Origin of the sequence: Neotabrizicola shimadae, from assembly GCF_019623905.1 — a bacterium.
GTDB lineage: Bacteria > Pseudomonadota > Alphaproteobacteria > Rhodobacterales > Rhodobacteraceae > Neotabrizicola > Neotabrizicola shimadae.
This window is the reverse complement of the sequence record NZ_CP069370.1, coordinates 3527660-3549898: the sequence shown is the minus strand read 5'-3', so window position 1 is coordinate 3549898 and position 22239 is coordinate 3527660. Positions and strand designations below refer to the sequence as shown.

General features: G+C 67.2%; 22 protein-coding genes and 1 riboswitch. Of the genes, 11 read left to right on the top strand and 11 right to left on the bottom strand.

Annotated elements, in window-relative coordinates; translation table 11 throughout:
* Positions 1–2: 2 nt before the first annotated feature.
* Positions 3–216: riboswitch (cobalamin riboswitch) on the bottom strand.
* A 202-nt stretch (positions 217–418) separates the two neighbouring features.
* A complete protein-coding gene (locus JO391_RS17220; RefSeq protein ID WP_220661665.1) occupies positions 419–898 on the top strand; it encodes an RrF2 family transcriptional regulator in 480 nt (159 codons plus the stop codon).
* Here the strand turns inward: JO391_RS17220 and JO391_RS17215 are convergent.
* Entirely contained in the window at positions 810–2042 is a 1233-nt protein-coding gene (locus JO391_RS17215; protein WP_259444741.1) for a sialidase family protein, read from the bottom strand. The genes JO391_RS17220 and JO391_RS17215 overlap by 89 nt on opposite strands.
* A gap of 288 nt (positions 2043–2330) precedes the next feature.
* Here JO391_RS17215 and JO391_RS17210 point away from each other — a divergent pair, with 288 nt between their 5' ends.
* The 8 genes from JO391_RS17210 to JO391_RS17175 all read left to right on the top strand — a co-directional run bounded on the left by JO391_RS17210 (position 2331) and on the right by JO391_RS17175 (position 10905).
* Positions 2331–3968 carry an ABC transporter substrate-binding protein gene (locus JO391_RS17210; RefSeq protein WP_220661664.1) on the top strand — a complete coding sequence of 546 codons (1638 nt, stop codon included), beginning with the start codon at positions 2331–2333 and terminating at the stop codon, positions 3966–3968.
* Between the two features lie 77 nt (positions 3969–4045).
* Positions 4046–5002, top strand: a complete 957-nt coding sequence (locus tag JO391_RS17205) for an ABC transporter permease (protein WP_220661663.1) — start codon at positions 4046–4048, stop codon at positions 5000–5002.
* Complete coding sequence (locus JO391_RS17200; RefSeq protein ID WP_220661662.1) at positions 5002–5952, top strand: ABC transporter permease; 951 nt, start codon at positions 5002–5004, stop codon at positions 5950–5952. Before JO391_RS17205 ends, JO391_RS17200 begins: the two co-directional genes overlap by 1 nt.
* Entirely contained in the window at positions 5949–6935 is a 987-nt protein-coding gene (locus tag JO391_RS17195) for an ABC transporter ATP-binding protein (RefSeq protein WP_220661661.1), read from the top strand. The genes JO391_RS17200 and JO391_RS17195 overlap by 4 nt, the downstream gene beginning before the upstream one ends.
* Positions 6932–7930 carry an ABC transporter ATP-binding protein gene (locus JO391_RS17190; protein ID WP_220661660.1) on the top strand — a complete coding sequence of 333 codons (999 nt, stop codon included), beginning with the start codon at positions 6932–6934 and terminating at the stop codon, positions 7928–7930. Before JO391_RS17195 ends, JO391_RS17190 begins: the two co-directional genes overlap by 4 nt.
* Positions 7927–8874, top strand: coding sequence for a 4-hydroxythreonine-4-phosphate dehydrogenase PdxA (gene pdxA, locus JO391_RS17185; RefSeq protein WP_220661659.1), 948 nt, complete (start codon positions 7927–7929; stop codon positions 8872–8874). Before JO391_RS17190 ends, pdxA begins: the two co-directional genes overlap by 4 nt.
* Positions 8871–9782: a dihydrodipicolinate synthase family protein gene (locus JO391_RS17180; RefSeq protein WP_220661658.1), complete on the top strand. Its 912-nt coding sequence runs from the start codon at positions 8871–8873 to the stop codon at positions 9780–9782. The genes pdxA and JO391_RS17180 overlap by 4 nt, the downstream gene beginning before the upstream one ends.
* A gap of 1 nt (position 9783) precedes the next feature.
* Positions 9784–10905 (top strand): iron-containing alcohol dehydrogenase, encoded by a 1122-nt coding sequence (locus tag JO391_RS17175; RefSeq protein ID WP_220661657.1) that lies wholly within the window; start codon positions 9784–9786, stop codon positions 10903–10905.
* Between the two features lie 223 nt (positions 10906–11128).
* Here the strand turns inward: JO391_RS17175 and JO391_RS17170 are convergent, their stop codons facing one another.
* From JO391_RS17170 to JO391_RS17160, 3 genes are all read right to left on the bottom strand, one after another.
* Complete coding sequence (locus JO391_RS17170) at positions 11129–11890, bottom strand: FadR/GntR family transcriptional regulator (RefSeq protein WP_220661656.1); 762 nt, start codon at positions 11888–11890, stop codon at positions 11129–11131.
* The gene (locus JO391_RS17165) at positions 11887–12936 is read right to left on the bottom strand and encodes a four-carbon acid sugar kinase family protein (protein ID WP_220661655.1); all 1050 of its coding nucleotides are present in this window, start codon (positions 12934–12936) and stop codon (positions 11887–11889) included. Before JO391_RS17165 ends, JO391_RS17170 begins: the two co-directional genes overlap by 4 nt.
* 85 nt (positions 12937–13021) lie before the next feature.
* Positions 13022–13597, bottom strand: coding sequence for a GNAT family N-acetyltransferase (locus JO391_RS17160; protein WP_220661654.1), 576 nt, complete (start codon positions 13595–13597; stop codon positions 13022–13024).
* Between the two features lie 121 nt (positions 13598–13718).
* On the opposite strand from JO391_RS17160, the gene JO391_RS17155 reads away from it, so the two are divergent.
* On the top strand, positions 13719–14072 hold the full coding sequence (locus tag JO391_RS17155; RefSeq protein WP_220661653.1) for a cupin domain-containing protein: 354 nt from the start codon (positions 13719–13721) through the stop codon (positions 14070–14072).
* A 118-nt stretch (positions 14073–14190) separates the two neighbouring features.
* Entirely contained in the window at positions 14191–14559 is a 369-nt protein-coding gene (locus JO391_RS17150) for a dihydrodipicolinate reductase (RefSeq protein WP_220661652.1), read from the top strand.
* 154 nt (positions 14560–14713) lie between these two features.
* On the opposite strand, the gene JO391_RS17145 is transcribed toward JO391_RS17150, so the two are convergent.
* The 7 genes from JO391_RS17145 to JO391_RS17115 all read right to left on the bottom strand — a co-directional run bounded on the left by JO391_RS17145 (position 14714) and on the right by JO391_RS17115 (position 22238).
* Positions 14714–16339: an FGGY-family carbohydrate kinase gene (locus JO391_RS17145; RefSeq protein ID WP_220661651.1), complete on the bottom strand. Its 1626-nt coding sequence runs from the start codon at positions 16337–16339 to the stop codon at positions 14714–14716.
* Entirely contained in the window at positions 16339–17067 is a 729-nt protein-coding gene (locus tag JO391_RS17140) for an SDR family oxidoreductase (protein WP_220661650.1), read from the bottom strand. The genes JO391_RS17145 and JO391_RS17140 overlap by 1 nt, the downstream gene beginning before the upstream one ends.
* A 15-nt stretch (positions 17068–17082) precedes the next feature.
* Positions 17083–18318, bottom strand: coding sequence for a sugar ABC transporter permease (locus JO391_RS17135; protein WP_220661649.1), 1236 nt, complete (start codon positions 18316–18318; stop codon positions 17083–17085).
* A complete protein-coding gene (locus tag JO391_RS17130) occupies positions 18315–19124 on the bottom strand; it encodes an ATP-binding cassette domain-containing protein (protein ID WP_220661648.1) in 810 nt (269 codons plus the stop codon). Before JO391_RS17130 ends, JO391_RS17135 begins: the two co-directional genes overlap by 4 nt.
* A gap of 54 nt (positions 19125–19178) precedes the next feature.
* Positions 19179–20225 carry an ABC transporter substrate-binding protein gene (locus JO391_RS17125; RefSeq protein ID WP_220661647.1) on the bottom strand — a complete coding sequence of 349 codons (1047 nt, stop codon included), beginning with the start codon at positions 20223–20225 and terminating at the stop codon, positions 19179–19181.
* A gap of 156 nt (positions 20226–20381) precedes the next feature.
* Positions 20382–21260, bottom strand: a complete 879-nt coding sequence (locus JO391_RS17120; protein WP_220661646.1) for an AraC family transcriptional regulator — start codon at positions 21258–21260, stop codon at positions 20382–20384.
* 375 nt (positions 21261–21635) lie between these two features.
* Positions 21636–22238, bottom strand: a complete 603-nt coding sequence (locus JO391_RS17115) for a Smr/MutS family protein (RefSeq protein ID WP_220661645.1) — start codon at positions 22236–22238, stop codon at positions 21636–21638.
* Position 22239: the final 1 nt, after the last annotated feature.

Sequence of the window (22239 nt, the reverse complement as noted above, 5' to 3'; positions counted from 1 at the left end):
GCGTGGTCCATGTTTCGATGGCAGGTCTCCTGACTTGCGGGTCCTTGCTCGCCCCACCTTCCCGGCCCGAAAGCCAGTGGTGATCGGGGGTCGCTCGCCGCCTACAGTTGCGGGGGCAGTCGCGGATTTGGCGCCTGATGGCTACACCTCACCGCGTTCCCTTTTCATCCGGCCAACGTCTTTGACAGGCCGGAAACCATCGAGCCCAATTGGCCCGAGCGGACCCGCGAAGTCAAGTCGGACCATGACAGGTCGGCCGCTGGCCCTCCGCGAGGCGACCGCTAGGTCCCCCGTCGGCCCGCTTTCCCCCTACCGACCAGACGAGAGAGGATAGCGACATCGCGACCTGGCGTGGTATGATAAAAACATGCCACAAATATGCGCAATTTGAGCGGAAAGTGGCGCGTGATAGGATGCAATGCGACTGACGAAGTTTTCCGACTACGCCATTCGGGTTCTGCTGTTCGCTGCAAACCGCCGGGGCGAACGGTGCACCATCGAAGAAGCCGCCCGTGCTTACAGCATTTCGGAAGCGCATTTGCGCAAGGTTGTGCGAGAGCTTTCGCATGCCGGCTTTCTGGTCGGAACCAAGGGGCGGACGGGCGGATTCTCTCTTGCCCGCGACCCTGCAGAAATCCGTATCGGCGACATCCTTCGCGTCACCGAATCCGACTTTGCCTTGTTCGAATGCCAATGCACCACCGGCGATCCCTGCCTCCTGCGCGGCCCATGCAGCCTGCCCGCGGCGGCCGCCAAGGCTGTCCGCGCTTTTCTGGCCGTGTTCGACGAGATGACGCTGGTGGACGTGCTCAGGGAACCGAACCCGCTTGGCCCGCCGCACCTGGCCTGGCCGCCTGCACTCCCAGCTGTCGCGCAAGCCAACCCCGGTCCAACCTGACATGCCGGATGGCGCGGCGGTGGTAGGTGTAGGCGATGTGCAGGTTGCCTTCGGGATCCTGCAGGATCGACGGATAGGACAACTCGCGGTTCAGCCCCTCTCGCGAGTTGTTCGACAACGCCGCGCCTGTGCCCCTGTCAAGCTCGACACGCAGCGGGAAGGTCTCGCCATCGTCGGCTGACACCGCCAGCATCATCGGTGCGCGCGGCACGCCCCAGACTGCGGCCGAGGGCGCAGCCTCGCCCGGCGCCTCGCCCTCGATCTCGTCATAAAGCGAGGCGCGGCGGGCCGACGACATCGCGGCATTGACCGGGTTCAGCACCATGGCGATGCGCCCGTCGGCCAGACGCACCGCCTGGATCGAGGAATTGTTGTTCGGCAATTCGGTCAGTTCCGGCGCGGTCCATGTCAGCCCGCCATCCGCCGACCGGCTGCGCAACACCTGCCGCGCAAAGCGGTCGCGGTAGAAGGCGGGCATCGCCCCTGCCCCGCCCGGCACCGGGTTCATGTGCACCGCGCCCAGGCTGCCCGGCACCGCCCGTGCCTCCCAGCTTTCGCCGCCATCGCGCGACACCAGCATCACCGCATCGTCCTCGCTGCCCGTCCAGCGCCCCGCGGCCGGCGTGATGCAGCGGAACCCCGGCATCAGCCATTCGCCGTGCGGCCCGATCCGGAGGGGCTGGCGGATGAACACGCCCCGGAACCTGCCCACCCGGCGCGGCGGGCCGAACCCGTCCAGCCCGCCGTCCGACACCCGGGCGACGATCTCGCATTCGTCCTGCCGCCCGCCCGGCTGGCTGGTGTGGAACAGCCACAGCCGCCCGTCCGGCGCGGTGAACAGCACCGGGTTCTGCTCGGACCGCCCCGGATCGTCCGACAGCTTCCGCGCAGGCGACCACTGCGCCGCCCCCGGCGCCAGCACCGAACACCAGACAGAGATATCCCCCATCCCCTCCATCGTGCCGCCGAACCACACACAGGCCAGGCTGCCATCCGGCAACAGCGCCAGGTTCGCCGCATGGTTCTGCACCACGGGCGAGGGCAGGAAGGCATCCGCCCGCCCGTCCTCCTGCGCGTGCAGCCGGCCATCCATCGCGGCCACGATCTCTTCGGCGGTCAGTTCGCGGTCGGGGAAGGGGGGCATGGCGCGGGCCTTTCGCTGGTGACGCGATGCAGATCGCAACTTGTCAACTTGCTTGTCAAGCGATTCCTGCGGGGGGAGAAGTCGGAAGTAGAACATAAACTGTTTTATTTCAATATTATAAATAGAGTCCACGCCCCAACACGTCCTGACAACCAGCCTGACAGCCCCTCACTGGAAATAACAAGTTGACAAATCAAGCCCCTAGTTGTCTGTTTTCTCCCGATGCGACTCCGGGCCGGAGGGGCGCGATACAGCGCTGGCCAGGTCGCAAGGATCGGGAGGGAACACATGAACCGCACAACCAGGGATACCGCCGGCCTGACCCGGCGCGGCGTCTTGAAATTCGGCCTGGGCTCCGTCGTGGCGGCCACCGCCTTCGGCTCGGGCGCCCGCATCGTGATGGCCCAGGAGGGCCAGGTGCTGAAGGCGATCAATCCCGCCTTCAACCAGGACTGGTCGCCGCTCCGCGGCGGCGGCGTGCCCTATCGCTGGAACTCGGTCTGGAATGCCAGCCCGATGTATTTCAACGACAAGGGCGAGATTCAGCCCTATGTCATCGCCGAATGGGCGCCCAACGCCGATTTCACCGTCTGGACGCTGAAACTGAACCCGGACGCGAAATTCGCCGACGGTTCGGCCATCACCGCCGCCGATGTGAAGGGAAGCTGGGAGCTTTCGGCGATGCCCGCCACCAAGAACCAGCGCATCGACCAGGTGCTTGCCAATGTCGCGGGCTATGCCGCCGTCAAGGACGGCACCGCCACCGACATCTCGGGCGTGGTCGCAAATGACGACGGCTCGCTCACCGTCACGCTCTCCGGGCCGGACCCGATCTTCTTCCAGCGTCTGGGCAACCACATCGCGCCCATCGTCAAGGTCTCGGTCGCCCGTGGCGCCGATGGCAACGAAGTGCCCGACTGGTTCCTTGGCGCCAACGGCGCGACCTCGGGCCCCTTCATGATGGAGGCGCTCGATCTCGACGCCGGCACCGTCGCCTGGGTGCCGAACCCCAACTTCTTCGGCCCGGCGCCGAAGCTCGCGCGCATCGAACTGACCGCGGTGGAAGACAACGTCACCGCGACGCAGATGCTGAAGTCGGGCGAATACCAGGCCCATACCGAACTGGTCACCTCGACCATGGTGCAGGACCTCGGCGCCGATTTCGCCGCCGGCCCCACCATCCCGACCAGCCAGCATTTCTGGTTCAACGCCACCCGCGCGCCGATGGACGACCCCAAGGTGCGCGAGGCGCTGATCCTGGCGGTGGACCGCGACGGCCTGATCAAGGCGTCCTTCCCCGATGGCCCGCACAAGAAGACCGACACGGTGATGAACTCTGTCCCCGGCGCGGAAGACCCGGCCTTCGTGCCCTATCCCTTCGATCCGGAAAAGGCGAAGGCTCTGCTGGCCGAGTCGAGCTATGGCGGCCCGGAAAAGCTGCCGAAGATCATGTTCGTCGGCATCTCCTCGCCCGCGAACGAGGCGGCGGCGCAGTACATCGCCGAACAGTGGCGCCAGAACCTCGGCATCACCGCCGTGGACATGAAGCCCCAGCAAGACCAGTACGCCGGCCCCGACCAGAACGCGGTGCAGATCTTCCGCGATGACGTAGGCACCCGCGTTCCCGATGCGCCGTCCTACCTTGCCGGTTCCATCGCCTCGGGCTCGGGCAATGCGCAAGGCAAGATGGGCGGCTACAAGAACGACACGGTCGATGCCAAGGTGGCCGAGGCGCTGGCCAAGCCGGTCGACGACCCGGCCCGCATCGCGCTCGCGCAAGAGGCGCAGCGCGCCTTCCGCGACGATTTCATGTTCATCCCCTGGTATGCCCAGACCATGAGCCGTTGGGCCAATGCCAATGTCGCAGGCATGGAAAAGAACCTCGACTGGCAGATCGTCGCGCCCTGGAGCATCTCGATCAACTGACCCTCGTTCCATGACATGATGCGGGCGGGGCCCACCGGCCCCGCCCCTCTTTCTCCAACCGCCGGACCTCGACGCCGATGCTGATGCACATCCTCAAGCGACTGGTGCTCTGGGTGCCGTCCGTGCTGATCGTGATGCTCGGCGTCTATGCGCTGGCCTTCTACGGCGCGGGCGACCCGATCAAGCTGATCTTCCTGCGCGCCCCCGGCGACGTGGCCTATGATCCCGCCAAGATCGAGGCGATCCGCGAACAGGCCGGGCTGAACCGCCCGTTCCTCGCGCAGTTCGCCAGCTACATCTGGAACCTGCTGCACGGCAATTTCGGCAATTCGCTCACCTCGGGCCGCTCGGTCTGGGCCATGATCAAGGCCGCCGCCCCCGTCAGCTTCCAGCTTGGTCTCGCCGCCGTGATCGTCACCGCCCTTGTCGCCATCCCGCTTGGAATGATCGCAGGGATGCGCCAGAACTCCCGGCTGGACTTCACCATCCTCGGCACTGCCGTCGCTCTTTGGGCGATCCCGGCCTATGTCGCCGGCCCCCTTCTCATGGTGGCGCTGCTCATGGTGCTGCCCTCGGGCCAGGTGCCCTATGGCTGGGGCGGGCTGTTCAGCGCCAAGATCATCCTTCCGCTCATCGTCCTGTCGTTCCAGCCCATCGCGCTGATCCTGCGCCAGACCCGTGCCGCGGTGATCGAGGTGCTGCACGAGGATTACGTCCGCACCGCCCGCGCCAAGGGCGTGCCCGAATATGTCGTGGCGCTGCGCCACGTCCTGCGCCCGGTGCTGACCCCGGTGGTCACGCAGCTTGGCCTCATCATGATCACCATCGTCAACGGGGCGATCTTCGTGGAACTGGTCTTCGGCCTGCCGGGCCTCGGCCGCCTCACGGTGCAGGCGCTCATCAACTCGGACTATCCCGTGATCCTTGCCGTCACGCTAATCGGCTCCTTCCTTGTCATGGCCTCGAACCTGCTTGTCGACCTGCTTTATCCGCTGCTTGACCCCCGCGCGACCGGCATGAAGGAGGCCCGCTGATGACCGCCGCCCCCTTCGCCGCCGCCGAGGAAAAGCCCACCAACCTCTGGCGCAACGCCTGGAAGCGGCTCCGCCGCAACCGGCTGGCCGTCGCGGGCCTTGTCATCGTTGCCGTGCTGGTGCTGGTGGCGATCTTCGGGCCGTGGATCACGCCCTACGATTTCCTCAGCCAGAACCTCGACGCCCGGAACCTTTCGCCGTCGTGGGCCCACTGGATGGGCACCGATGACCTTGGCCGCGATGTCCTGTCCCGCGTCATCTACGGCGCGCGCACCGCGCTGATCGTCGCCGTTACCGTGACCGCCATCGCCGTGGCGATCGGCGTCATCCTTGGCGCCATCGCGGGCTTCTACGGCGGCGCCTTCGACAGGGGGATGATGTGGGTCACCGACATGACCATGTCCGTGCCGCAGCTTCTGCTGGTCGTCGTCATCAACGCCTCGCTGAAACAGCCGATCAGCCTGTGGATGGAGGCGCGCTACATGGCCACCGAAAATCCGATCTGGCGGAACACCGAGCTGGTCGATTTCCTCCTGGTCTTCGGCTCCATGGCGCTCATCACCTGGCCGCCCTATGCCCGGCTGGTGCGCGCGCAGGTCCTGTCCATCCGCAACCGTCCTTACGTCACTGCCGCCCGCGCGCTTGGCCTGACCAACCGCATCATCCTCATGCGTTATGTCCTGCCCAATGCCATGGGTCCGCTGATCGTGGCGGTCAGCGCCGGTCTCGGCACCGCCATGGTGCTGGAAAGCGCCTTCTCCTTCCTCGGCGTCGGCGTGAACCCCCCGATCCCCTCCTGGGGCAACATGATCTCGGACGGGCTGCGCGTCTGGACGAACTACCCGCACCTCCTGGTCGCACCGGCCGCCGTGCTGGCCGTGGCCACCGTCGCCTTCAACTTCCTTGGTGACGGCCTGAACGACGCGCTGAATCCGAAGGGCCAGAAATGACCGCGCTTCTGGACATCAAGGGCCTGACCATCGACATCGACCGCGAGGACGGCCCCGCCCGCGTGGTGGACGGCATCGACCTGACGCTCGCCCAAGGCGAAAGCCTGGGCATCGTGGGCGAATCCGGCTGCGGCAAATCGCTGACCATGCTGTCGCTCGTGGGCCTCCTGCCCAACCGCATCCGCGCCACCGGCGGTTCGGCCACCTTCGCCGGCCGCGACCTGCTGAAGATGGGCGCCAAGGATTTGCGCAAGGTCCGCGGCAGCCAGATCGGCTTCATCTTCCAGGACCCGATGACCAGCCTGAACCCGGTCATGCGCATCGGCGACCAGATCGTCGAGGCGCTGGTCTGGCAAAAGGGCATGGCCCGTCCCGCCGCGATGGACCGCGCCGCCGAACTCCTGGCGCTCGTCGGCATCCCCTCCCCGCGCGACAGGCTCATGGCCTGGCCGCACGAACTGTCCGGCGGGATGCGCCAGCGCGTGATGATCGCCATGGGCCTTGCCGGCGACCCGAAGCTCCTCATCGCCGACGAACCCACCACCGCGCTCGATGTCACCATCCAGGCCCAGATCGTGGACCTGGTGCGCGACCTGAAATCCCGCTCCGACATGTCGGTGGTCTGGATCACCCACGACCTTGCGCTCATCGCCGGCCTCGCCGACCGCATCGCCGTGCTTTACGCCGGCACCGTGGTCGAGGATGCCCCCGTCGCCGCGCTCTTCGACCGCCCGACGCATCCCTACACCCGGGGCCTCCTCGCCTCGCTGCCCACGCTGGAAGACAAGCCGATGGCCCGCCTCGCCTCGATCGGCGGCACCCCGCCCGAACCCGGCCGCCGCCCGCCCGGCTGCCCCTTTGCCCCCCGCTGCGCCATGGCCGAGCCCGCCTGCTCCGCCGCCGTCCCCCGCCTTGCCCCCGTTCCCGGCAGCGACCCGCGCCACCGCGTCGCCTGCCCGCCCGCACAAAGGGCCGCCGCATGACCGCCCTGCTTGAAGTCCGCAACCTGCAGAAACACTTCGACCTCCGCCTCGGCGCCTTCGGTGAACGCGGCGCCACCGTCCACGCGCTCGACGACTTCACGCTGGATGTCGAGGAAGGCGAAACCCTCAGCCTCGTGGGCGAAAGCGGCTGCGGCAAGTCCACCACCGGCTTCTGCATCCTGAACCTGCACCGCCCCACCGCCGGCACCGTCCGCTACAAGGGCCAGAACATCGCGAGCCTCGGCGAAGACGCCATGCGCCCCTTCCGCCGCGACCTGCAGATCGTCTTTCAGGACCCCTATTCCACCCTCAACCCCCGCATGACCATCGGCGAGGCGCTGGCAGAGCCCATCCTGTTCCACGGCCTCGCCACCCGCGCCGCTCTCCCCGACCGGCTGAACCGCCTGCTGGCCGATGTGGGCCTCACCCCCCGCTTCGCCAGCCGCTACCCGCATGAACTCTCCGGCGGCCAGCGCCAGCGTGTCGCCATCGCCCGCGCGCTCGCCTGCGAGCCGCGCTTCATCGTCTGCGACGAGGCGATCTCGGCCCTCGACGTATCTGTCCAGGCGCAGATCCTGAACCTGCTTCTGGACCTTCAGGAAAAGTACAAGCTCACCTACCTGTTCATCGCCCACGACCTTGCCGTCGTGCGCCACATCTCCGACCGCGTCGGCGTCATGTACCTGGGCCGCCTCGCCGAACTCGCGCCCTCGGCCGATCTCTTCGCCCGGCCGCTCCACCCCTATACCCGCGCGCTGCTTTCCGCCGTGCCGGAACCCAAGCCGCAGTCCACGCGCCAGCGCCAGGTGCTCCAGGGCGAGGTGCCCTCGCCCCTGAACCCGCCGCAGGGCTGCCGCTTCCACACCCGCTGCCCGTTGGCCCGCGACCTCTGCCGCACCAGCGTCCCGCCCTTCCGGCAGGTCGCCCCCGGCCACCACGTCGCCTGCCACGCCGTCACCTCCCCCGAAGCCACCACCTGGGACGCCCGCTCATGATCGGCATCACCATGGGCGACCCTGCCGGGGTCGGACCCGAGATCATCGTCAAGTCGCTCGCCGCCATGCCGGCGGCCGAACGGCAGGGCTTCCGCGTCTATGGCACGCGCGCCAGCCTCGCCGCGGCCGAAGCGATCCTGAACACCGGGCTGGACATCGCTGCGCTGGATGTCCACAACATCGCCATCCCCGGCGAGCCCATGCCCTTCGGCAAGCTCGATCCACGCGGGGGCGAGGCCTGCTTCAGCTATATCGAAGCCGCGGTGAAGGATGCGATGGCGGGCCGCATCAGCGTCATCGCCACCGCCCCCATCAACAAGGCCGCGCTCAATGCCGCCGGCCACCATTACGACGGCCACACCGGAATGCTGGCCAGCCTCACCGGCTCGAAATCCTCGTTCATGCTGCTCACCTCGGAACGGCTGAACGTGATCCACGTCTCCACCCATGTCTCGCTGAAGGACGCCATCGCCCGCGCCACCACCGAACGTGTGCTTGCCACCATCCGCGCGGGCCACGCCCATTTCCGCCGCTTCGGGGAAACGCCCCGCATCGCGGTGGCCGGGCTCAACCCGCATTGCGGCGAAGGCGGGCTCTTCGGCACCGAAGACGATGCCCATATCGCTCCCGCCGTGGCACAGGCCCGGGCCGAAGGCATCAATGCCGTGGGCCCCGTCCCCGCCGACACCGTCTATCACCGCGCCTATGAAGGCGCCTTCGACCTCGTCATCGCGCAGTATCACGACCAGGGCCACATCCCGATCAAGCTCGTCGCCTTCGACACCGCCGTGAACGTCTCGGTCGGCCTGCCCATCGACCGCTGCTCGGTCGATCACGGCACGGCCTTCGACATCGCGGGCAAGGGTATCGCCAAGAACATCAACCTCGACCACGCGCTGGCCTATGCCGCGCGGCTGGCCGCCCACCCGAAAGCGCCCGCATGATTTCCGGAGTCTACTGCGCCGCCGCCACCCCGGTCCGCGCCGACCTGTCGCCCGACCTTCCCGCCTTCACCGCGCATTGCCACTGGCTCTTGGAAGAAGGCTGCACCGGCATCGCGCTTCTGGGCACCACGGGCGAGGCCAATTCCTTCTCTTCCGCCGAACGCAAGACGATCCTCGAAGCCGCGCTGAACTCCGGCATCGCGGGCGAAAGGCTCATGCCCGGCACCGGCGTCGCCAATATCCCCGAAACCGTGGACCTCACCCGCCACGCGCTCGCCAGCGGCGTCAGCCGCGTCGTGATGCTGCCGCCCTTCTATTACAAGGGCGTCAGCGACGAGGGGCTGTTCGCCGCCTATGCCCGCAGCATCGAAGCCATCGGCGACAACCGCCTGCGCGTCGTGCTGTACCATATCCCCCAGGTCTCGGGCATCGCGCTGTCGCATGACCTGATCGAAAGGCTCGTCACCGCCTTCCCCGGCATCGTCGTGGGCATCAAGGACAGCGCGGGGCAGCTCGACAACATGACCGCGATGGTCGCCCGCTTCCCCGGCTTCGCTGTCCTCGCCGGGGCTGACCCGCTGTTGCTGCCGCTGGTGCAGGCGGGCGGCGCGGGGTCCATCACCGCCACCTCGAACCTTGTCGCCCGCGACCTGGCCACCGTGTTCCGCGGCGCGACAGATCCGACGCAGGCCGAGGCGGTGGAACAGGCGCAGGCGCGCATCAACGCTTTCCGCACCCTGTCCAATTCCTACGTCCAGATCCCCACCATCAAGGCCATGGTCGGCTTCCAGCACGGCAACCCCGGCTGGGACCGCACCCGCCCGCCGCTGGTGGCCCTGACCGCCGCCGAACGTGCCGACCTGAAGACACGGCTTGCCGCCATCGGCGGCACCGTGCGTGGAGAGTGACATGCCCAACGACTACGCCCGCCCCCTGCGTCTCTGGCAACCCCGCCGCTTCGAATTCGGCGCCGGCAGCGCGGCAGAAGTCGGCCACTGGGCGCGCGAACAAGGCTTCGCCCGCATCCATGTGCTGACCACCCCGGTCATCGCCGGCCAGATCGACCGCATGGGCCTGCCCGGCAGCGTCACCGTCTTTGCCGATGTGGACCCCGAACCCGACAGCGCCACGCTCGACCGCGCCATCGCGGCGGCGCAGGAAGCCGACCCCGATCTGGTGATCGGCTTCGGCGGCGGCTCGGTAATGGATGTGGCCAAGCTCGTCACCGTGCTGCGCGGCGGCTTCCCGCTGGCCGATGCCATCGGGCCGAACAAGGTCCCCGCCCGCCTCAACGCCCTGGCGCTGGTCCCCACCACCGCCGGCACCGGGTCCGAAGCCGGGATCCGCGCCCTTGTGACGAACCTCGCCACCGGCGCCAAGGCCGCGGTGGAAAGCCCCCACCTCATGCCTGACATGGTGTCGCTCGACCCCGACCTGACCATGTCCGTGCCGCCCGCCGTCACCGCCGCCACCGGCATCGACGCGATGGCGCATTGTGTCGAGGCGTTCACAAACCGCAAATCGCATCCGCTGATCGACAACTACGCCCGTCTCGGCTTCACCCTCGTCGCCCGCTTCCTGCCGCGCGCCGTGGCCGACGGCAGCGATGCCGAGGCGCGCGCCGCCCTGCTGCTGGCCGCCTACTACGGCGGCATCTGCCTTGGCCCGGTGAACACCGCCGCCGGCCATGCGCTTGCCTACCCGCTCGGGACCCGGCTGAAGCTGCCGCACGGCCATGCCAATGCAATCATCTTCCCGCATGTGCTGGCCTTCAACGCCCCCGCCGCACCGGAAAAGACCGCCGAAATCGCCGCAGCCCTCGGCCTCGGCGGCGGCAACCGGCTGGCGCAGGACGCCTGGGACTGGTGCGCCCGCCTCGGCCCGGAAATGCGCCTCTCCGCCCTAGGCGCGACCGAGGCGATGCTGCCCGACTGGGCGGCAGAGGCCCATGCCATTCGCCGCCTGATGGACAACAACCCGCGCGACATGACGGTAGCCGAGGCCGAAACCATCTACCGCTCCGCCTTCTGACCGCCGGCGCGCCACGCCTCCACCTCGCGCCCTTCGCCCTTCTTCTGTTCAAAAATATCCTCGGGGGTGAATTGGCCGGAACGGCCAAGAGGGGGCAGACAGCCCCCTCCTCCCTCCTGTCCGTCCTCGTGCCCCGGACCCTGAAACGTAAAGTCCAAGTTAACGCGAGCCAGCAACCCATTGATTTCAAAGGAAGCGTATAGGCGTCCGAGCTCGGACGCCTTCAGCCCCGGCCCGACAGGTCCAGCAGCCGCCCCTCGAAAAGCCGGTCCCGCGACCCGCCCACATGGGCCAGCATCGCCACCCGCGCCTCCTCTGCCCGCCCGTCCCGGATCGCCTGAAAGATCGCGGTATGCTCCTCCAGCACATGGTCCAGCCCCCCGCGCACCGTCCGAAGGGACAGCCCGTGGAACTTCATCCCCACCGCGATATGGTCCTTCAGGGCCCGCATCGAGGTCTCGAAATACTGGTTGTTCGCCGCCGTCGTGATCGACAGGTGGAAGGCAAAGTCCGCATCCTCCCGATGGCTCCGCCGCTCGGTCGCGTCCCTCAGCATCTGCAGCTGCGTCCCGATCACCGCCAGGTCCTCCTCGCCCCGCCGCCCCGCCGCCAGCGCCGCCGCCGCCGGTTCGATGGTCAGCCGGAACTCATAGCACCGCTGCAGGTCCGCGATGGTCTCCAGCGGCTGGAAGGCCAGCGTCTTGGGTGACACCTGGGTTGAGACAAAGCTCCCCGACCCCTGCCGCGACACGATCAACCCTTCCTCCCGCAGCCGCGCCAGCGCCGCCCGCACCACCGGCCGCGACACCTCGAACCGCGCCGCCAGCGCATTCTCCCCCGGCAGCCGCTCGTTCTCGCCGAACTCACCCTCCACAATGGCCCGCCGGATACGGTCATGCACCACATCCGCCAACAGCGTGGATCGCGGCGAGTCAGTCAGGGTCCCGGCCTTGTCGGCCCGGCGTTCCGGCGTCGCAATCGTCATCCTGTCCGCACCTTCCCCGCATCCTCCGGCACCAGCCGCAACAGAGCATCCGCCGCCCCGAACCCGCCCGATTTCGTCACGATGGCGGGCCCGGCCGGCCGGTCAAGCCCGCGGCACAGGGGCAGGCCCGGCAAGGGCTCGTCCAGCACCTCCAGCACCGTCACCCCCATCCGGTCGAGCACCGCCGCCGCCGTCTCGCCCCCGCTCAGCACCAGCAGCCGCTTGTCGGCCAGATGCCAGCGCACAAAGCCCTCGGCCAGCCGGGACGAGACGACATCGCCTGCCGCGCCTTCACCCGCCACCGCCTGCAGGATCACCGAACCATCGCTGCCGCCTGCGGGCACCCGCCCGTCAGGCGCCGCCACCCAGTCCAGCCCGCTGATCCGCAGCCGTTCAACCTGTGCCAAAGTGATCGGATCGCGCGACCCGATGACAAAGGCCACCGGCCCCCGCATCGCCACCGCGGGCCGCGCGGCACGACCCATCCGCCGCGCCAGCGCCGTCGCCAGCCCGCGCGCGCCCACGAACAGCGTCCCCTCCGCCGCCTCTGCCACCAGCCGGTCCAGATCGTCGCCCGATGCGGCATCGGCAAACCGCGCGCCCAGATCTGGCGCCAATCCGCAGCGCGCGGCAACCGGCAGCGGCTCGGCGACGCCCAAGCCCTCCAGCTGCCCGTCCCGTACCACGCGCCCCAGGTCCGGCACCGCGGGGCAGACCACAACGCCCGCAGGCCGCAGCACCGCCGCCACCGCGCCGATCTCTGCCGCCACATGGCCCTTCAATCGCGAGTCGATCTTCTTCAGCACCACCCGCGCGCCAGCCACCGCCTGCGCCGCCGCCACGGCGCGCACCGACGCCACAGCTTCCGGCCCCTCGCGGCTGGCAAGGTTCACCGCCACCACCCGCGCACCCGAAGCCAGGGCCGCCGGCAAAGCCGCCACCGAGGTCGCGCAGACCGTCCGCAGCCCGGCCAGCGCAAAGGGCACGGCCGAATCCAGCGAGCCGGTCAGGTCGTCGGCAATGATGGCAACATCCGGTCCGGTCATCTTCTGGTCCCCGCTGCCGGACCTTAGCGAGGGAACCTGTAAAGTTGCAATGTATTTGTAATCCCGCCCGCCTTCGGCAGAGGGCTCAACCAACCGGCTTCACGAACAGGATCCACTCCGTCGCATCCACCGCCCAGTCGCCCTTCACCACCGGCCGCCGCGCCACCTCTCGGTAACCCTTCGCCTGGTATAGCCGCAGTGCCTCCACATGCGTGTCCTCGGCGATCAGGCTGATCTCGCGATGCCCGGCCTTCCGCGCCACGTCTTCGGAAAAAGCCAGCAGCGCCGATCCGCAGCCCCGCCCCCGGAACGCGGAATAGGTCGCCAGCACGTTCAGATACCACGACCCCGGCGCCATCGCCTCCAACTCGAGCAGCGGCACGAAGATCGCAGGCGTGTCGGGGTCGATGGGCGCCGGTTCGGGCTCGGCGGCATAGCCCAGAAGACAGGCCGCCACCTCGCCCTCCACCTCGGCCAGCCAGGCGTTGCGGTATGAAAATCCGCCCGTCTCGCGCGCCGCCCGCTCGCGTCCATAGGCCCAGGGGTCCGCCCCTTCGCCCGCCGACTTCTTCCAGAAATGCAGCGGCAGGTCATCCGCCGCCATGTTGATGAAGGCTACCAGATGCCCCGCATCCGCCGCCGTCGCCGCCCGGATCTTCATTTCGCCTCCGCATGTACCTGCCTGCCGCTTCCTTAGCCCAGGCCGCGCCCGCAGGGCACCCCCTTGCCGGCCTTCGCCGGCGGCCCTACCAATCCTGCAACCGACATCAAGGAAGACTGCCATGACCGACACGGTGTACCGCCTGCCTGCCCCCGGCCCCGAACCGATGACCACCGACCTCGACGGCTGGGTCAAGACCGAGGGCACGCCCAGCATGAAGACCTGGGTGCAGCACACCTCGGCTGACGGCAGCGTCATCAGCGGCACCTGGGCCGCCACGCCCGGCTCCTGGCACGCCACTTACAAGTTCTACGAATTCGTCCACCTGATCGAGGGCCGCATCGTGATCACCCCCGATGGTGGCGCCCCCGTGACCCTGGCCCCCGGGGATGCCTTCGTCGTGGAGCCCGGTTTCACCGGCACCTGGAAGATCGAAGAACCGGTGCTGAAGCACTTCTGCATCAAGCTGAAGTAAACGCGGGCGCAGGGCGTCCGGCCGCGCGTGGCGCCGGGATTGCAGATTTCAATGCGACCGGATGATCCAACCGTGCGGGTCTTGCGTATCTCTGTGGTCATCACCCGGAGAAACACGCATGCTCCGCCCGCTGTTGCTTGCCGCTGCGATCGTTCTGCCCGTCCCCGTCCTGGCCGGCGCCGAAGAGTTTCAGGCCGTCCGTGACCGTCAGGCCTTCCTGTCCCTGGTCAACGGCCGGGACCTGTCGCTGCCCCTGTTCCGCATCCGTCTCAGCGTCGAACCCGATGGCCGCATCGAAGGCTCGGCGCTCGGGTGGGAGATCACGGGCACCTGGGCCTGGAAGGACGGCTATTTCTGCCGCGAGATGGACTGGAGCGGAAAGGCCATCCCCTACAATTGCCAGCTGGTCGAGGTGCGCGACGACCGTGAACTGCGCTTCACCGTGGACCGTGGGGAAGGCGAAAGCGCCCGCTTCAAGCTGGACTGACCTCTGCTCCGCCGAGACATGGCGCCACCTGCTGCAACAACCGCAGGCATGGCGCAGACTGTGCGAGACTCGATGCCGCCTGTGACCTGCGGGCTGCGCCATGCCCATAGGGACAGGGCAAGGTAATACGCAACCGTTGCTGCGCCGCGTTTGCCTAGGCTTTGGTCAGCAAGTTGCGCCAGGCGAGGCTTCGTCGTGCGACAGCCTGCAAACCCTCGAAACAGGCGTACCGCTCTGCGTGCAGGGTGGCGAGGTCGCCCTGTGCCGGCGTGAAAAGCCGGGCAGGGCCTGACATGGTGGCCATGGCCTGCACCAGGGTACGCTGGCTTCCGCTGGCAACCGCGGCCAGCATGGCTGCCCCCAGAAGGACCGGCTCTTCGGCCCTGGGCAGCGCCACGGCGCGGCCCGTCGAATCCGCGATCATCTGGCAGACCAGGTCGCTTTGCGCCGCGCCCCCGCTGGCCACGATGGTCTGGATGGTGATCCCTTGCCCCTCCAGCCGATCAAGAAGCTGACGCAGGCCGTAACCGATCCCGCTCAGACCGGCGAGGTAGAGCGCCGCCAGACTGTCGATGCCACGGTCCAGCCCCAGCCCGGACATCACGGCGCGCGCCTCGGGTTCGGCAAAGGGTGACCGGTTTCCCAGGAATTCCGGCACCACCACCATCTGCCCGGCAGCGCGGATCGTGTCGGACAGGTTGGCGCCCAGGGTTTCGGCATGGGCCGCGACATAGGTGATGAGCGAGTGTCCGGCTGCAATGGCTTCGGCCTCGATCTTCGCCGCGTCGCGGTGCAGGTGGACCAAGTGATCCAGTGCCGCACCCGCCGCCGATTGCCCGCCCTCGTTCAACCACAGCCCCGGAAGCATGGCGTCGAAATAGGGCCCCCAGACACCGGAAACCGGCGTCGCCTCGCGGGTCGAGGCCATCGAACAGGCCGAGGTGCCGAAGATGTAGGCCAGCCGTCGCGTCGGATCCGCGTCACCGGGCAACGAAACGCCGAGGGTGCCAACCCCCCCGGCATGGGCATCAATGAGAGACGCGGCGACAGTGACCTTCGCGGTCAGGCCAAGATCGCCGGCAGCCGCCTGCGTCAGGCAGCCAAGCGCGGTGCCGGGGCTGACCACCTCGGTGCCGATGCGGTCAAAGCCCTCGTCGGCCAGCACGCCAAGCCCGATCGAGCGGAAATAGCCGGCATCCCAGCTCTGCTCGTGCGCAAGGTAGGTCCATTTGCACGTCACGGTGCAGGAGGACCGGGCCAGTCGGCCCGTGGCGCGCCAGCTGAGATAGTCCGAAAGGTCGAAGAAATGGGCCGCCCGGTGAAAGCTGTCCGGCATGTGGCGCAACAGCCAAAGGAGCTTTGGCGTCTCCATCTCGGGCGAAATCCGGCCGCCCACATAATCCAGAACCCGGTGCCCGCCTGCGTTGATCTCTTCAGCTTCGGACTGCGCGCGATGATCCATCCAGACGATGACATTGCGCGTCTGGTCGCCGGACGGGCCGACCGGAACGCCCCGCCCCCCGTCGTCCACCAGAACCAGCGAACAGGTCGCATCGAATCCGATGCCAGTGACATCCCCAGGGTCAATGCCAGCGGTCCCGATGGCGTCACGGACCGCCCGGCAAACCGCCTGCCAGATCTGATCGGAGGATTGCTCGACGATGTCTCCGGGTTCCTGCCAGATGGTGACGGGGTGCTTGCCCACGCCCAGCAGCCGCCCCGTGGCATCGAAGACCCCGGCCCGCGCGCTTCCCGTTCCGACATCGACCCCGATCAGCATCACAGATCCACCGAGTTCGGCAGGATCACCAGGTCGCGCACCACGACACCCGGTCGGCGCGTGACCATGAACAACACCGCCTCCGCCACTTCGACCGGCTGCATCAGGCTTCCGTTGGCCAGGGCCTCCTCCATCTTCGCCTTGGGCCAGTCGTCCAGAAGCGCCGTCACCACCGGGCCCGGCAGAACGGCCCCGACGCGAAGCCCGTGGGGCGCAAGCTGCCGGCGGATGGTATGGACAAAGGCCTGCACGGCAAATTTCGAGGCGGTGTAGATGGGTTCCCACACCACGGGCACGACACCGGCAATGGACGAGGTCATCACGATGTCTCCCGTCTTCCGTTCGATCATGTGGGGGAGGACCGCATGGATCGACCGGAAGGCCGCGTTGATGTTCAAGTTCAGCATCCGGTCCCAGGCGTCGGGATTTCCGTCCTGGACGGGGCCGCCGATATAGGCTCCGGCATTGGCATGGAAGATGTCAAGCTGCCCTGCCAAGCCCAGGATGCGGGGCAGCATCCCCGACACCTGCGCCCCGTCCAGCAGGTCCACGACCAGCGGCCGGGCGTTCGGGCCAAGCTCGGCGCAAAGCGCGTTCAACCGCTCCTCTGCCCGGTCGATCAGCACGACCCTGGCCCCCTCTGCCAGCATGGCACGGGCACATTCCAGCCCGATCCCCGAGGCCGCTCCGGTGATTGCGGCCACTTTTCCGTTCAGACGTCCGGTCATTCCTGTCTCCGAAGATCACCCGCGGCCATGGCTGACGCGCGATTGGCGGGCAAGGCTGTCAACGATCACCGCGATGGCAAGCACGCCGCCAGTGATCATGTAGCGAAGGGATGACGACAGGTTCAAAAGCGTCAGCCCGTTGGAAATCGCCTGGATCACGATGATGCCCAGGACGGCGCTCCAGGCCGATCCACGCCCCCCGAACAGGCTGGTCCCGCCGATCACGGCCGCGGCGATGGCGTTCAGGTTCACATCCCCGGTTCCGGCCTGCTGGCTGGCAGAGGCAAGCCGCGAGGCCGAGAGGATGCCCCCCAGGGCCGCAAGCGTGGAACACAGCATGAAGGCCGAAAGATAGATCCTGCGGACATTGATCCCCGACCGGCGTGCGGCTTCACGGTTGCCGCCAACTGCAAACATCGAACGGCCCCACTTGGTGCGGGTCAGCGCATAGTTCAGGATCACGGCCAGAAGGACGAACAGGCCGAACATCACCGGCACGCCGCGCCCCAGATGCAGGAAGTAGACCGCCCCTTCCAGGGCCAAGGTCAGCAAGGCCGCCTTCATCATCAGCCGGGTCAGCGGCTGCGCCGAAAGCCCCGCGGCCAGACGCTGGCGCCGGACCGACAACCCGACCCAGACCATGACGGCACCGGGCAAGAGCCCCAGAAGGTAGGACAGCCAGGCGGGCAGGATCCACAGCTGCCCGAAGCCCACAAGCGGCGAGGCGAAGGGCAAGTTGATCGATCCGGTCGGCCCAAGAATGTAAAGCTGCAGCCCCAGGATCGCGAGAAGACCCGACAGGGTCGACACAAAGCTCGGCATTCCAAGCCGGTTGTACAGCACCGCGTAGATGGCGCCGATCACCGCGCCGGTCGCCAGCGCCGCAAGGATCGCCAGAGGCAGCGACACGCCGGCGTTCACCCAGAGAACCCCGATCATGGCCGAGGCCAGCCCGCTCATCGAGCCGACCGAAAGGTCGATCTCGCCCAGCATCAGCACACAGACGATGCCCAGCGAGATCACGCCGACCGTGGCGCAGTCGAACAGAAGGTTCACCAGGTTGTTCGGCGCAAGGAAGACCGGGTTCAGGGCCGAGAACACGACCGAGATCAGCACAAGGCCGACAATGACCGGCAACATGCCCAGATCCCCCGACCGCAGACGGTCGGCAAACTCTTTCAGGGCGCCCTTCAGGCTGTCGTCATGGCGGACGCGGGCGTCGGCCCGGTCCAGGGTCGGCTTGTCGCTCATGGGTTGGTTCCCCCTGCTCCGGCCTGCAGCCGCTCGTGGCGCCGCGTGACGGAATTCTCGGTTGCGCCGGTGATGGCCGCGACCAGATCCTGGTGCGACGCCTCGGCCGTGAAGACGCCGTTGTTCCGGCCAAGGCGCAGGACCACGATCCTGTCGGCCACGGCGCGCACGTCTTCCATGTTGTGACTGATGATGATGACGCCCAGCCCCCGGTCGCGGACGCGGTCGATCAGGTTCAGGACCTCGGCCGTCTGGGCCACGCCAAGGGCTGCCGTCGGCTCGTCCAGCATGATGATCCTCGGATCAAGCAGCAGCGACCGCGCGATGGCGACGGTTTGGCGCTGCCCCCCAGAAAGCGATGCCACGGGTTCGCGGACCGAAGGGATGCGGGCGGCAAGCTCCTTCAGAAGCGTCCAGGCCCGGACCTCCATCTGAACTTCGTCCAGCCGCCAAGGCGAAAGCTCGTGGCCAAGGAACAGGTTGGCGACCACATCCAGGTTCTCGCACAGCGCAAGGTCCTGGAACACCGTGGCAATACCCATCTCCAGCGCCTTCGCGGGCGTATCCAGGGTCACCGGACGCCCCATGTATTCGATCGCACCTTCGGTCGGCTGGTGGACCCCGGCCAGAACCTTGACCAGCGTGGATTTTCCCGCGCCGTTGTCGCCGACCAGCGCCACGACTTCGCCCGCATGGACATCCAGTTCGATGTCGGTCAGGGCCGACACGGCGCCGAAGCGTTTCGAGACACCCCGCAAGGACAGGATGCGCTCGCCCTTTGCCGGCAGTCTTTCGCGGGCCTGCATGACGTTCTCTCCAAATGGGCCCGGCCCCAGACAGGGACCGGGCTCGGTCATTGATTACTGGATGATGCCCAGTGCCTTGCAGCCCTCGACATATTCACCGGTGCAGACCTGTTCGGGCGTATTGATGCCCTTGTCGAAGATCTCGGCCTTGATGTTTTCCGCGGTGACCACAGCCGGAACGAACAGTTCCGAGGGCGTGTTGTAAAGCGTGGTCTTGGCTTGCGGCGTTTCACCCTTCAGGAACGCCACGGCAACATTCGCCGCGGCGGCCGCCACGATTTCGGACGGCTTCGAGATCGTGTTGTACTGGTCGCCCGAGATGATCAGCTGCAGCGCGGCAATGGTGGCATCGTTGCCGGTGACCGGGGGAACCGGGTCAACCCCGGCCGCCTTGAAGGCCGCGATGGCGCCGCCGCCGGTGCCGTCGTTCGCCGCAACCACGCCGACGATTTCAGAGCCAAAGCGGGTGATCTGGCCAGCGGCCCACTGCTGGGCTTCGGGCGGTGCCCAGTCGGGCGTGTCGAACTCGGCCAGCGTCTTGTAGGGCGATGCGTCCAGGGCAGAATCGATGCCGTCGCGGATCAGGCCGGCTGCCGCATCGGTGGGCGACCCGTTGATCTGCAACACGCCGGCGCCATCCGGCACGCCCTTCGCCTTCAGGTGATCGACCAGCGATTGCGCGATGGCCTGGCCAATGCCCTGATTGTCGAAGGACACATAATAATCTGCCGGGGCATCCGGAATCGGACGGTCATAGGCGATGACCTTGACGCCCTGCGACTGGGCCAGGGTCACGAGCGCGGCTGCGGCTGCGCTGTCCACCGGGTCCAGCACGACGACCTTCGCGCCTTGCGCCAGGACCGAGTTGAACTGCTGCTGCTGCAGCGCCACATCGGCATTGGCGTTCTGGTAGATCACCGTGCAGTCCGGGCAAAGCTTGGCCATTTCTGCCTTGAAGCCGGGATAGTCGTGCTCTTCGTATCGCGTGGACGCCTGGTCGGGCATCAGGAAGGCAACGGTCGCCGCTTCCTGGGCCATGGCCGCGCCGGCAAGGCCGGTCAGCGCCGTTCCGGCCATCAACAACACCTTGGTCAGTTTCATGGTCTCTCTCCCTGAGGTTAAGGCAAATCGTCTCTGTTCGTCCGAAGACGTCATTTCGTGTCCCGGTTGCGCGCTTGCAGGCCCAATGACGGACCATGACCGGCCGAGCTGCGCACCGAGAGTCGGGCGCGGCCAGTAACTCAATTCAGGCTTGGATCAGGCGGCGACGGCGCGGTTGTCCTCCAGCAGCGCGCGGAACCGGCTTGGCGGCATTCCCTTTCGTCGAAGGAACTGACGGTTGAAGTTGGAAAGGTTGTTGAACCCGACCGCAAAGCAGATGTCGGTGATGCTCTTGTCGGCTTCGTTCATCAGCATCTGGCAGGCCAAGTTGATGCGGTGGCGGTTGACGTATTCGACCACCCCCATGCCGGTGTGCTTGCGGAAACTGCGCGAGAAGGCCGAGGTCGTCATCCCGGCCGTCTTGGCCAGATCTTCCTCGCTGAAATCCTCGGTCAGGTTCTCGTTGATGTAGCCAAGAGCCTTGTTGACGCCGGCCGTCATGAACCCCGAGGGATCCGGCAGGTAGGCATCAGAGGCCAGCGTCCGCACTTCTGTATCCGAGGCCAGATTGGCAAGGATCTGCAGAAACAGGCTTGCGCGGTGCGGACCCTTGGCCTGAACCAGCTCGGCAAGCAACGGCGCACAGAGCTGCGAACACCGGTCCGAAAACAGCGCGCCCCGACGGCTGAGCGAAAACACATCCGAAAAACCACGCGTGTCCGGGAAAAGCTCGGCAATCCGCAGCAGAAGGTCTTCAGGGAACTGCACGACCCGGCTGCGCAGCGGAACCGAACCTTCGACACCGTGGGTGCTGATCCAGTTGTGCGGCAGGTTCGGCCCGGTCAGCACAAGATTTCCCGGCGCGAAATCTCCGATGAAGTCGCCGATGTAGTAGTGGCCCGATGTCGCCGCGACATAGTGGATTTCAAGCTCGGGGTGGAAATGCCAGCGCACCGTGTGGAACGGATAGCCGTGCTCCCACGCGGTAAAGGACTGTCCCCGTCCAATCTGGACGACTTCAAGATCCGGCTTCACGGCCACCTCCCCAGGTTCGCCACGGCTCCCATCCGCAGCGGCGGTCCGACCGGTCAGGAAGAACCACATGGGGAAGGATGGACCAAAGAATCAGGGCACGCCACCACAGCAACGAGGTCAGACTGATACTAATTTGACTTTCTGCACTGCAACAAATGGCAAAATAGGCGGAGCGCAGGTCGTCATGCGCTTCTGCCACGGTCAGGTGTCCGTGGGCTGGCAGGATCACGAAGCGCGATTGTTGCCAGGGGAACGGGGGCCGGATCGTCGGTTGTTCTCAGGAAACCTTCCCCGCGGGGAAGGTTTTGTCGCGGGGCTTGCCAAAGAAGGCCGGGTCTTTGCGACGAGCATCCGTTCGGTTCGCGCCCGATCGTCCTACCGGCCGCGGCGCAGGTACACATAATAGGCGCCCGACCCGCCGTGTTTCAGGTGCGCTTCGGTCACCTGAAGAACCGCCGGCCCCAGCGGCGCCTGCCGAAGCCAGACGGGAACCTGGTGGCGCAGAAGCCCGGTCCTCTGCGGGATCGGCCCCTGGTCGTCCCGCACCTTGCCCTTGCCCGTGATCACCAGCACCAGCCGCAATCCACCCGACTGGGCATTGAGAACAAACCTCACCAGTTCCGGCTGCGCCTCGGCCAGCGTCAGCCCGTGCAGGTCCAGCCTTGCCTCGGGCACCAGCCGCCCCCGGGTCATCTTGCCATGCGTCTTCGCATCCATTCGCAACGGCTGGGCTGCCAGCGCCTGTCCCGGCGAGGGCGCCAGGTCGATGGCGGTCGCCGGCCCCGGCTTCGACCCCAGACGGAACGGCGGCAGAACCGGATGGTGCGGCTTGGGCGGCGCATGGTCCGGCACGGGATGGGCGGGCAGTTCCGCCACCCGGTGCAGGGGCTGCGATTTTGGATGCATGGCCCGCGCCGTCCTTGCGACGGCGGACCAAAGCTCTTCCTCCTCGGGGCGCAGGGACCGACGACGCGCCAAG